Here is an 11,702-nt window from a genome sequence, read left to right as displayed (position 1 = left end):
GGAGCTGGCCGCGCTCAGCGCGCATAACGTCCGGCCCGCGGGCCGGACGGAAGAGACGCATGGCGCTTGGCGGGCAGAACGGAGCCACGCGGATCGGAGGTGGACGTCACAGCGCCGCGATCGGCCCAGCTTTCGAGATCGTCGATGGCGTAGACGACACGGCCGCCGAGCTTGCGATAGGCGGGTCCGGTTCCGTAGGTGCGGTGCTTTTCGAGGGTGCGTGCCGAGAGGCTGAGAAACTCGGCGGCTTCCTTGGTGCGCAGGAAGCGCGGCGGCAAAACGACGGGTTCGTGCGGCATGGAACGGGCCTCCGTGGTGTTGGGACGGCCGCTGCGGATCAGCGGCGGGCAACGACCACGGTGGCGAAGAAAAACCGGAGAGATGCAGGGCGAAGTTGGGGGGTATCGAAATCGCCCACCAACGGGAGCGCGGAATCGCGTTAACGTGGGTGGCGATGACGCAGGAGTTTTCGATAGCCGCCCGCGACCATGGCACGAGCGTCGCGCAGGAGCGTCTTGATGCGATGACGCGCCGACGAAGCCTGCCATTCGTCGCGGCCGAGATGCCCTATGTTGAAAAGGACTTCGGCGATTTCCTGCTGCGTCGCGCCAGTCCGTTCACCGTCGAAGGCGCGAACCATTCTGCGCTGACGGGCGCGCTGCTGACGCGTCAGGCGCGTGTCCGGCGGGATGGCGCGGCGGTGCAAGGCCGAGAGAAATCGATAGACCGATTCGATCCGGTCAAAGCCTTCGATGCCGAGAGGGATGACGGCAACCGCCTGCCCATCGATGGCGCAGTCGATGATCTGGAGACGTTGTCCGTTCCCGAGGGCGAAGCGGAATGCTGCCTCGTCATCGCCGATTGGCGTATCGTCTCGCCATGGCTCTACCGGCTCAGGAACAGGGCTTGTGTCGAGTTCCGGCGGGGCTTCCGTCAGGATGACGACGCTGGTGTCCTCTCGCGGGAGCCAGAAGACGGGCGCATCAGGAGGCGAGATCAGTGGATCGACGGGGAAATCGCAACCCCCACCGCTGCCGGATTTGTTCGGTCAGCGGTTCGGGGTCTCCATGGCCAGAGGCCACAGCTTCAAAATCTGCGTCATAGGCGTCGTTGCGACGGAGCCATTCCCAGGCCAGATCGGATGCGGTCAACGTATCCAGATGGTCATATTCCGAAGAACGCCAGGTCGATGCGTCGGGGGTCATCGCAGTCTCCCAAGTTTCAGCCCAGGAAGTTGGGATGTCTACGATTCCCGCTCGGGTTGAATTGGGGAAGTCAGGTGGAGGTCAACAGGCGATGCGTGCCGCGCATCACGATCACGCCTTCCGCTGGCTGTCGCGGACCAGTTCGCGATAGCCGTACTCCGTCATCCAATGCGCGCGGGAAAGATGCGCGTCATGGACGGAACGACAACGCTCGGGGTCCCGAGCGGGATCGAGGCCGAAGAGGATTCGCACCGCCTCACGCCAGTCAGCGCCGTCGCGCTCGGCATCAAGCAGCCGCATGTAGAGTTTCATGTGCTCGCGATCATAGGACGTCAGCGTCTGGCTGGACGGTGGTGCATCAAGAAATGTCTGTGTCGCGTGTCCCATCACTCGCTCACGTTCGGGTAACGTGTTTGTTAACCATCTCCGGTGAGAGATAGCCATTCTTTTTGACGAGAGCAGGTCAACGCCCAGGCCGCGACGCTACCTTTGGGCATCGATCCTGTCATGCAGGAGCAACACCCCTTCGCCCTTGTCCGTCGACAGGAGAACGATCCCGGCGGCCTCGAGTGCGCGGCGCACTTCATCGCGAGTGGACTCAAACACCTCAAGCCGGTTCTCGGATTCGAGGCGTTTAAGCGCGGTCAGCGATACTCGGGCCTTGTCAGCGAGCGTCTCCTGTGTCCAACCCAGCAACGCACGCGCGGCCCGTGATTGTCGGGCGGTGATCATACATGATCACCTCCCACCGAGACCTGCACGCACTCCAGAACTACGACTATTTTAGTCGTTCTTGGATCGAGCGCCACCCGGAATCGGGGCAGAACTGCCTTTTACAGCGAGATTTCCTCTCCTTGCCCGACATCTGATTCGGTCGCCGAAGATCCGCACATATTTCGCGCGGAGAAAGCGACACCGCAGGCTCAGGGAGAGGAGGATGGGTTTGGGAAGGAGGGCGAGGGAACCGTCGCCTCCTTCCCATGGGAGGGTTCAAGGGAGGGGCCTCGGCCCTTCCCTTGGGGAGGATGTTTGAAGGAGGGGCTTTGCCCTTCCTTCATGGGGAGAGTTTGAGAGGGGTGGCTTGCCCCCCTTTCATCAGCCCTGGTGGCCGGTCGATCCGGCCGCCAGGGCTGTTGCCAACGAAGCAAAGACGAGAGGCGGCTTTCGCCGCCTCTCGTCGCAGGCTCAGTCGGTATCCGGTCCCCAGAGCGGATTGCTCTCCGGGTCCTCGATGCCTCCCCAGTCTGGTTCCAGTGCCCGGATCACCGCCCCGATCTTATGTCCGCCAATGTGCGTGCGGCCTTGTGCGAGGAGGATGCTCACCGCGGTCGGGTCGGCCTCGATGGCCCGGATCGCGTCATCCATGTCATCGTGCGGACCGAGGTTCTCGATAGGGATCACATCGCCGTCCTCGTCGTAGCCTCCATGCAGATACATCGGTGCCTCGGCCAGTTCCTTCGCCACCAACTCGGCTTCGCGGATAAGCCCGAAGGCATGTCTGCGCTCACGCCAGTAAGCCGCGCTGCCGCCGTCGATGCTGATGTATTTGTATTTATTCATGTCATGCTCCTTTCTCTCGCTGACGAGAGGAGCGGACACCGTAGCCGCGAGGGGTCAGGGATCGCGGAGCGACCGCCAACGGCGGCGAGCGGGGGAGCCGATTTTCTGGCGACGCCCTATGGGCGGCGGCTGAAAATTGGGGGAACCGCGATGTCCTTGACGCCGGAGTGGCTGGTGTATGATCCGAAGTCAGTGAGAGAAGAGCCCGCGGCCCCGACCAGGGGCCGCGTCAATATCGGAATGGGGATGGTTTGGAAGGGGGTGTAACACCCCCTTCCATGGGAGGATGTTTGAAGGAGGGGCTTTGCCCTTCCTTCATGGGGAGAGTTTGAGAGGGGCGGCTTGCCCCCCTTCATCAAGCGATTCGGCGCGAACATGGGAAAACCCGGCGGCTTGCGCCGCCGGGTTCCGGACTTCCCGCTCAGAACGGGATGTCTTCGTCGTCGATGAACTTGCCGTCATCGTTCTCGGTCTGCTTCGCCCGGCTCAGGAAATCCACCGTCTCGGCGATGATCTCGCAGCCATAGCGGTCAACGCCCTGCTGATCGGTCCATTTCGTGTAGTGGATGCGGCCGCGAACCAGAACCTTCATGCCCTTGTCGCAATGCTGCTGGATCGTCTTGCCGAGGCCGTTGAAGCAGGTGATGCGGTGCCATTCCGTGTCCTGGACCCGATAGCCGTTCTCATCGCGGACGACACGGCCTTCCGAGTAGCGGGGGCGCGAGGTGGCCAGGGTGAAGTGGGTGATGCCGGTGCCGCCCTGGGTGGTGCGGGTTTCGGGGGCCTGACCGATGTTGCCGGCGAGGATGACGATGTTCTGCATTGTAAGTCTCCGTTGCTTCTCGGAGGGACCATCCCTCCGACGAGACCCGGCCAAGGCCGTCGGGAGACTCCCGCAACTGCCGCCCTGGCGGCAGCTTGCCCCTAAGGCCCCAGGTGGGGCGGGCAGCCGCGCTCCGCGCGGCAACACGGCTGGGAGCCGCGGGGGTTGCTGGTGGAAAGCGAACGGACTTAGGGGATCAGTCAGGCGGAGGGATTGGTGCCTTCGAGAGCAAAATGGGGATGCACAGCAGAGCCATCGTCCTTGCTGGCGACAGCGACCAGACAGCCCCCGAGACCCGGACCATTCGGCACAGCACCGGCCCACCCGCCTTCGCGTTCCGGGCCGCCCTCGCGCTTGCCGCAGGAAGGCGCGTCGTCCGGGATGAGAACGAAGCAGCTATCGGATTTCCGGGCGCGGCAGGGCATTGCCCCGGCTTCGACAGCGGAGGCCGGTCCCGCTGGATTGCGAGAGCGGCAATGAAGGTGTTCGTGGCTGAACTCCCGGAACGAAGCACCGATGCTGCGGGAGTCGAGCGCTACGGGTGTGGGATTCATGCTGCTGACCGATTTCCAAACCGGGCGAAGCAGACCGAGAACGATGGGGCCAGGACAGCGATGACATGGACGCCCGACGTTCGAGCGGACAGCCGGAACCTTGCGGCGCAAGCCGCCGGGTTTTCCCCACTGGAATCGACGATCACGGCCGCCGTTTCAGCGCGAGAACACGGACTCGCCGAGGGCGTTCAGATTGACGATGGCCGAGATGCCGATGACGAGGCCGCCCATGCCGCCGAGCAGATTGAGCAAAACAGTCGAGTCGATGGCGTTCTTCGTGATGCCATAGACCAGCGCATAGCCAGCGATGACGGCAGGCACGGCGAAAAGAGCAAGTGCGATCAGCCGCAGAACCGGATTCTTCGCGAAGCCGAGAACGACGATCACGAGAGCCACCGATAGCAATGCCGCTCCTATGGCGGCGAAGCCGGACATTAGAACGCCCGCTCCGGCACCCCAGGCATATTGCGCAGCGGTGATCGCGGCCATGACGGGCAAGGCATAGATCGCGAGATTCCAGGCGATCACGCAGGCCGTGATGGTCAAGGAGATGGCAAGCAGAATCAACGTCATGGAAACCTCCAGCAGAACGGTTGAGGATCACAACAGGCTACCGGGAGATACGCTCTGCCTGCGACTATGCTGCTTCGCCGGTTCTTCAAGGATGCTCCATCAAATGCCCGGCGTAGTTTTCTGTCAAGGTTCGGCGGCTGAAAGCCGCCGAACGGCGGGGCTTACGCCCCGCCGTCAAACTTCATGACCGGGATGCCGAGCTTGCGGGCCTTGTCCGCGAAGTTCTCTTGAATTCCGGTGCCGGGGAAGACGAGGACGCCGACCGGCAGCACGTCCAGCATGGCATCGTTGCGCTTGAAGGGCGCGGCCTTGCCATGCTTCGTCCAGTCGGGCCGGAAGGCGACCTGCGGCACCTTACGGTGATCGGCCCAGCGGGAGGCGATCAATTCCGCGCCCTTCGGCGAGCCGCCGTGCAGCAGCACCATCTCGGGGTGCTTGGCATGGACCTGATCGAGCTTCGCCCAGATCAGCCGGTGGTCGTTGAAGTCCGCGCCGCCGGTCACGGCCACCTTCGGGCCGGCGGGCAGCATCACCTCGGTCTCGGCCCGGCGCTTCGCCGCGAGGAAGTCGCGGCTGTCGATCATCGCGGCGGTCAGGTTGCGATGGTTGACCATCGAGCCGCTGCGCGGCCGCCAGGCACTGCCGGTGTGGTGCTCGAAAGCCTCGGCGGCGAGGTCGCGGAAGAGTTCCATGCTGGCGCGCCGCTCGATCAGGGTCTGCCCCTCGGCCGTGAGGCGTTCGAGTTCGACCGACTTCACCTCACTGCCGTCCTGTTCCCGCTGCATCCGGCGCTGCGCCTGCTCGTTATCGTCGAGATCGCGCTCCACCCGGCTGGTGGCGCGGTGGAAGAGATTGACGGTCCCCCAGAGCAGCTCTTCGAGATCGGGCTCGAGGCGGGTGTCACTGAGGGTCGCGACCAGGGCGTCGAAGATGTCTGTGACGGCCGCGGCGACGGTATTGCCCTCGGGCAGCGGCCGGGGATCGGGTTCGTCCTGGAAGGGACGCCAGCCGTAGAGCTGGAGCTCGGTGAGGGCGTGATCGGTCTGGGAGGAGGTGTGGACCGGCTCGGCCCCTGCATATTCGGTTTCGTTTTCCATCGGGAGCGTCCTTCGTCTGGAGACCGCGCCCATCGCGGCCTTCGCAGGCGTCGAAGCGCACGGGCGGGACGGGTTGGCAGCCCTCGCCCGCTCCGCGAGGGCCTTGATGGCCGGGGGTGGACTATTTTGACTTTCGCGATGCAAAGGCGGGGCTCGTCCCCGCCGGCGGAAAATAGTCCAAACCCGGCCATTGCCTGCCCGGCCCGTTTGTGCGCCGATCGCCCTCTCAGAAGGCCGTGGGCGCGGGACTCTCCGACGAAGGATGCTCCTGGCGATGACCTGAGACCGAAACCGGCAGGGGGCGAAGCTGGGCCGCGCCTCCGGGACCGATCATGGTGTCACCCCTCCATGAAACGGCGGACGTCTTCGGGATGAAGCTGGTTCTTCAGGGCCGCCCTGAGGGCATCGGCGCCGTGGCGTCGCAGATCATCGTTGAAATCGCCGTTGAGCGGCGTGAGCGATATCGCCTCGATCCCGAAGCTCGCTGCTCTGGCAACCAGGCCGTCTCTTGCACCGTCCCCGGCCGGGTCGCGGTCCCTGACGACATAGAGCCGGCGCAGGCTCAGTGGGAACAGGATGGCGGCGAGGTGAGCGGCCGAAAGCGCCGCCAGCATCGGCATATGGGGGAGAACCTGACGGGGCGACAGCACGGTCTCGATGCCCTCGCCGGCGGCGAGCACCTCAGCGGCGGTGCCGAAGCGGACAGCGTGGCCGAGAAGGTCGCCCATCGCCCGCCGCGGTGTTTCGACTGCCGCCTTGCCGGACCCGTCCGGGGCGAGCCAGGTGCGGTGCGCGCCGGTCTGACGGCCGGAGAGATCGGTGACGGCGGCAACGAGCGCCGGCCTGATCTCGGTGGGCGAATGCTCGTCGGGCCTGTAATAGCACCGGGGATGGTAACGCAGCGCGGCGGCGTCCGAGAGGGAGGTGATCCCCCGCCCGCGTAGGTAGATCTCCGCAAGGGTGCCGTGGATCGGCTGCGCCATGGCGAAGAGGCGGCGCGACGCTTCAGGCGAACCGGGCGCGCTGCTGGATGTGTTGCCGGTCGGCGTTCTCGTCTTTTCCGGTTCGGGATGCGGGAGGGCGAGGAAACGGCGCGCTTCCTCGGCCACGTCTCTGAAGTCGACCAGACCGAGCGCCTCGCGGATGACGTCGAGCAGATCGCCATGTTCCCCGGTGGCCATATCGGTCCATTTTCCTGCTGCGCCCTTGCCAGCTTCCGGTCCGGCGAGGCGGACGAACATGGAGCGCCCTGGCGTATTCTGCACATCGCCGACCAGCCAGTACCGCCCGGCGCGGTGGCCGGACGACAGATAGTGGCGGCAGACCGCCTCGGCCTCTCGGCCGAGACGGGTCGCCAGTTCAGATGCGTCGTGACGCGGCATCAGGCTGCCTCCCGCTCGCCGATGCGTTCGACCGGCCAGCGATCAAGCAGCTTGCCGAGGATCGCCGGGCCGCTGGCATCGACGGGCACGAACATGCGCAGCTTCCAGGAGATGATCTCGTGGAACAGGCCATAGGCCGTGAGCCGCTGGCGCATGGTGTCGGTGAAGCCGGAAAGCTCGATGCGGTTCACCCCCATGACGCGGACCCGGCGAAGCTGGAGGCCCTCAGCGAGATCGAGGATCGTCCTGCCTTCCATCAGCGCCGCGAAGGCATCCTCCGGCGTAACCTTGGTGATCCCGGTCGTGGTCGCGTTCGCGGCCCAGGCCGGGGAGACCTTGCGGCCAATGATGCGCTCGCCCGCGTCTGTCTGGAGCCGGTAGACGCGGGTGGAGTCGTTGGGCAGCCGCTTCCAGATCGGCAGCAAAAGGCCCGTCACCATATGCAGGGTGGAGTCGGCAAACTCGGGCACTTCTGCAACCTCGGCCTCCCAGGCCGCAGCGAAAGCGTCCCGGTCGGCCTCGACCCAATGGGTTTCGCCCATCATCCTGACCGGGACGTTCTGCGCCTCCATCGGCCGGATGAGGCGAACGCGGCGCTCGATCTCGCCATCGTCCAGCATCACGCTGGTCGTGGGGATCTGCACCGCCGCCCGGCCCGAGCGCTCGTTGATCAGCAGCTTCGCGCGCGGGTCATCGAGTTCGGCCAGGGCCGCATCGAGCGTCACCGGCCGGTTGCGCCTGCGCTCGGTAATGGTCAGCAGGCTGGTCTCGGCCCCGGTGCGGGGATGGGTGTAGATCACCTGCCGGTCGGTGACGACAAACGATTCTGCCCGCAAAGTCTCCAGCCCGGCGTCATAGGTGCCGGAGGCAATGGCGCCCTCGATCCGCGCCGTCAGAAGCTGCTCGAAGGCGGAGAAGAGCACGCCCTGAAGCTCGATGGTCAGCGCCAGCAGCCGGTTGAGGAAGGTCGTGATGGCGGGCAGATCGTCCTTAATGCCATTGCTGTCCATCAGCTTCAGGCCGGTGGCAGCCTCGAACCGCTCCAACGAGCATCCCTCGACCTTGCCGCGCACGAGCAGCAGGTAGAGTTGGCGCAGGGCGTCGCGCGCGTAGTGCGATTCCAGATTGTCCTCAGGCCGGAACAGGCCCTGGCCGCCGGTCTGGCGCTGGCCGCGCGTGATCGCGCCCAGCGTGTCGAGGCGGCGGGCGATGGTCGAGAGGAAACGCTTCTCGGCTTTCACGTTGGTCGAGATCGGCCTGAATAGCGGCGGCTGCGCCTGGTTGGTGCGGTGCGTCCGGCCGAGCCCCTGGATGGCGGCATCGGCCTTCCAGCCCGCTTCAAGCAGGTAATGGACGCGCAACCGGGTGTTCTTCGCCGACATTTCGGCGTGATACGACCGGCCCGTGCCGCCGGCGTCACTGAACACCAGCACGCGCTTGGCATCGTCCATGAAGGCTTGGGTTTCCGCGAGGTTCGCCGAACCCGCGCGGTTCTCCACCACCAAGCGGTCGATGGTGACGCTGCGCTTGCGTACGACGCGCCGCGAGCGCCCCGTCACCTCGGCCACCGTGTCGGTCCCGAAATGCTGGATGATCTGGTCCAGCGCGCCGGGGACCGGCGGCAGGCTGGCAAGGCTGGCGATCATCTCGTCCCGCCGGGCCACGGCCTCGCGGCTCTCGACCGGCTGGCCGTCGCGATAAACCGGGCGCGAGGACAGATTGCCCTCCGAATCCGTGAACGGCTCGTAGAGCTGGACCGGGAAGGAATGGGCGAGATAGTCCAGGACGTATTCGCGCGGCGACAGGTCCATTTTCAGATCGCTCCATTCCTCGGTGGGGATCTCCGCCAGCCGCCGTTCCATCAGCGCCTCGCCGGTCGAGACGATCTGGATGACGGAGGAATGTCCCGTCTCCAGATCGCTGGTGATCGAGCGGATCAGCGTCGGGGTTTTCATGGACGTGAGCAAATGGCCGAAAAACCGTTGCTTCGCGCTCTCGAAGGCCGAGCGCGCCGCAGATTTGGCCTGCCGGTTCAACGTGCCGGAACCGCCGTCGCTGCCGGTGATATTGGCGGCCTGCATCGCCGCATCGAGATTGTTGTGGATGACGCTGAAGGCATCGGCATAGCTGTCGTAGATGCGGACCTGCTCCGGCGTCAGTTCATGGTCGAGCAACTCGTATTCGACGCCTTTGAAGGACAGCGAGCGGGCGGTGTAGAGGCCAAGCGCGCGCAGGTCGCGGGCCAGAACCTCCATGGCCGCGACGCCGCCGGCCTCGATCGCCTCGACGAACTCGGCGCGGGTCGAGAACGGAAAATCCTCGCCGCCCCAGAGGCCGAGCCGCTGCGCATAGGCGAGGTTGTGGACGGTGGTGGCGCCGGTGGCCGAGACATAGACCACGCGGGCCTGCGGCAGGGCGTGCTGGAGGCGCAGCCCGGCACGGCCCTGCTGGCTGGCGGCGACATCGCCGCGTTCTCCCTTGCCGCCTGCCGCGTTGGCCATGGCATGCGCCTCGTCGAAAATGATCACTCCATCGAAATCGGAGCCTAACCATTCGACGATCTGCCTGACCCTGGAAACCCTTTCTCCGCGGTCGTCGGAGCGCAGCGTGGCATAGGTTAGAAATAGGATGCCTTCGTTCAGGGTGATCGGCTTGCCCTGCGGGAAACGCGACAGCGGCGTGACCAGCAGGCGCTCCATGCCGAGGGCCGACCAGTCGCGCTGCGCATCCTCCAGCAGCTTGTCGGATTTCGAGATCCAGACCGCCTTGCGCCGCCCCTGCATCCAGTTATCGAGGATGATGGCGGCGGATTCCCGGCCCTTGCCGACGCCGGTGCCGTCCCCGATCATGAACCCTTGGCGGAAACGGATGGCATTCGTGGCGTCCTCCGGCGCGGCGGAGAGATTGTCGAGCGTGTCATCGACCGTCCAGCCCCCGGCGAGGTATCCCGCATGGGCCTCGCCGGCATAGATCACGGTTTCCAACTGCGCCTCGGACAGCTTGCCGAGAATGTCCTTCGGCAGCATCGGCCGGTAGTTCGGCTTCGGCGGCGCGATGCTCGCCATCGAGGCCGACTGCACGAGCTGGGTCGGATGCGCCTGCGCCCCAGCGATGCGGATGGTCTGGAGACCGTATTCCTCATAGATCGCGTCGGAGAGGCGACCGTCCTCAGCCGGTTCCCAATCCACGGTCTCAAAGGCGAGCGGAACACCCTCCGGCTCGGACAGCGGCGCGGCGGGCGCGGATCGCGCGGCGCGGTTGACATAGCCGCGCACGGTGCGGGGCGCGGCAGGCCGTGCGGCCGGCACGGCCAGGCCGGGATCGACGGGAAGCCGGGCCGGAAGCTGCTCCGCCAGCCAGCCCACCAGGGTGGCGACATCCGACGCCACACCGGGCGCGGTCGGGAACACCGCCGCATCTTCGGCGGGCAGCTTGTCGATGACGGTCAGCCGTGTGTCGATGGTGGTGCCGTGCTTGGCATAGACCGAACCATCGACGGCAGCGGAGAAGACCACGCGGCCCCGTTCCTGCAACCGGGTCCAGGAGGCGGTCCATGCCGAATTATCGGAGGCAAAGCTCGCGCCCGTGATGGTCACGAGCCGCCCGCCGGGTGCGAGGCGCGCCAGCGCCGAGGCGACATGGCGGAAGGCGGCATCGGCCATCCGGCCCTCGACATTGGCCACGACCGAGAACGGCGGGTTCATCAGCACCACGGTCGGGACAAGGCCGGGATCGAGATGATCGTCGATCTGGGCCGCGTCGAAGCGGGTGACGGAAAGGGCCGGAAAGAGGGAAGACAAGAGACCGGCGCGGGTCTCCGCGAGTTCGTTGAGCAGCAAGGAGCCGCCGGCGATCTCGGCCAGGATGGCGAGGAGCCCGGTGCCGGCCGAGGGTTCCAGCACCCGGTCGGCGGGGGTGATCGCCGCCGCCGTCACTGCCGCGAAGCCGAGCGGGATCGGGGTGGAGAACTGCTGAAAGGTCTGGGCTTCCTCGGAACGCCGGGTGTGGGTCGGCAGGAGCCCGGCAATCTTGTCGAGCTGCGGCAGGATCGTGGCCGGAGATCCGGCTTTGCGGAAAAGCACGTTGCCGTATTTGCGCAGGAACAGGACCGTCGCAGCCTCGCAGGCGTCATAGGCGGTCTTCCAGGTCCATGCGCCGGTGGCATCGGACACGCCGAAACCCGCTTCCATGGCGCCGCGCAACGTGGCGGCATCGACGCGCTGGCCGCGTTCGAGATGCGGCAGCAGCAGACCGGCGGCGGCGAAGATGCAGGCTGCGGTCTCGGCGTCCTGGTCGCGCGAAAGCGGCGCGGTAGCGGATGCCGCCGCGGATGCGGAAATCATGTTCATCGGGGATTCCTCGGGAGAGCGGAAAGAGATCGAGCCTAAGCGGCGCTCTCTCTCGACCGCACCGGCTCAATTCCCTTCCGGCCCCACTCTCCCTCTCAATCCGAGGCGACAGCAGGCATGAAACAAGCGCCCGGCCGTCAGGCGGGGCGCTTGTCGAAA

General features: G+C 65.7%; 11 protein-coding genes. All 11 read right to left on the bottom strand.

Going from position 1 to position 11,702, the window contains the following annotated elements; genetic code table 11:
- Nucleotides 1-14 precede the first annotated feature (14 nt).
- The 11 genes from PVE73_RS24655 to PVE73_RS24605 all read right to left on the bottom strand — a co-directional run bounded on the left by PVE73_RS24655 (nucleotide 15) and on the right by PVE73_RS24605 (nucleotide 11,543).
- Nucleotides 15-299 (bottom strand): helix-turn-helix domain-containing protein, encoded by a 285-nt coding sequence (locus tag PVE73_RS24655; protein WP_277364764.1) that lies wholly within the window; start codon nucleotides 297-299, stop codon nucleotides 15-17.
- A 140-nt stretch (nucleotides 300-439) separates the two neighbouring features.
- Nucleotides 440-736, bottom strand: a complete 297-nt coding sequence (locus tag PVE73_RS24650) for a DUF2285 domain-containing protein (RefSeq protein WP_277367568.1) — start codon at nucleotides 734-736, stop codon at nucleotides 440-442.
- 247 nt (nucleotides 737-983) lie between these two features.
- Complete coding sequence (locus tag PVE73_RS24645; protein ID WP_277364763.1) at nucleotides 984-1,205, bottom strand: DUF6499 domain-containing protein; 222 nt, start codon at nucleotides 1,203-1,205, stop codon at nucleotides 984-986.
- 111 nt (nucleotides 1,206-1,316) lie between these two features.
- Nucleotides 1,317-1,592, bottom strand: a complete 276-nt coding sequence (locus PVE73_RS24640) for a DUF2285 domain-containing protein (RefSeq protein ID WP_277364762.1) — start codon at nucleotides 1,590-1,592, stop codon at nucleotides 1,317-1,319.
- A gap of 96 nt (nucleotides 1,593-1,688) precedes the next feature.
- Complete coding sequence (locus tag PVE73_RS24635; protein ID WP_198475948.1) at nucleotides 1,689-1,937, bottom strand: helix-turn-helix domain-containing protein; 249 nt, start codon at nucleotides 1,935-1,937, stop codon at nucleotides 1,689-1,691.
- 453 nt (nucleotides 1,938-2,390) lie between these two features.
- Nucleotides 2,391-2,765: a hypothetical protein gene (locus tag PVE73_RS24630; RefSeq protein ID WP_277364761.1), complete on the bottom strand. Its 375-nt coding sequence runs from the start codon at nucleotides 2,763-2,765 to the stop codon at nucleotides 2,391-2,393.
- A gap of 421 nt (nucleotides 2,766-3,186) precedes the next feature.
- Complete coding sequence (locus PVE73_RS24625) at nucleotides 3,187-3,588, bottom strand: single-stranded DNA-binding protein (protein ID WP_277364760.1); 402 nt, start codon at nucleotides 3,586-3,588, stop codon at nucleotides 3,187-3,189.
- Between the two features lie 710 nt (nucleotides 3,589-4,298).
- Nucleotides 4,299-4,715, bottom strand: coding sequence for a hypothetical protein (locus tag PVE73_RS24620; protein WP_277364759.1), 417 nt, complete (start codon nucleotides 4,713-4,715; stop codon nucleotides 4,299-4,301).
- A 161-nt stretch (nucleotides 4,716-4,876) separates the two neighbouring features.
- Nucleotides 4,877-5,812 carry a DUF2493 domain-containing protein gene (locus PVE73_RS24615; protein WP_277364758.1) on the bottom strand — a complete coding sequence of 312 codons (936 nt, stop codon included), beginning with the start codon at nucleotides 5,810-5,812 and terminating at the stop codon, nucleotides 4,877-4,879.
- A 338-nt stretch (nucleotides 5,813-6,150) separates the two neighbouring features.
- The gene (locus tag PVE73_RS24610) at nucleotides 6,151-7,194 is read right to left on the bottom strand and encodes a toprim domain-containing protein (protein WP_277364757.1); all 1,044 of its coding nucleotides are present in this window, start codon (nucleotides 7,192-7,194) and stop codon (nucleotides 6,151-6,153) included.
- On the bottom strand, nucleotides 7,194-11,543 hold the full coding sequence (locus PVE73_RS24605; protein ID WP_277364756.1) for a strawberry notch-like NTP hydrolase domain-containing protein: 4,350 nt from the start codon (nucleotides 11,541-11,543) through the stop codon (nucleotides 7,194-7,196). Before PVE73_RS24605 ends, PVE73_RS24610 begins: the two co-directional genes overlap by 1 nt.
- Nucleotides 11,544-11,702 lie beyond the last annotated feature (159 nt).

The organism is Chelativorans sp. AA-79, assembly GCF_029457495.1.
GTDB lineage: Bacteria > Pseudomonadota > Alphaproteobacteria > Rhizobiales > Rhizobiaceae > Chelativorans.
This window is presented reverse-complemented; position numbering and strand designations above follow the sequence as displayed.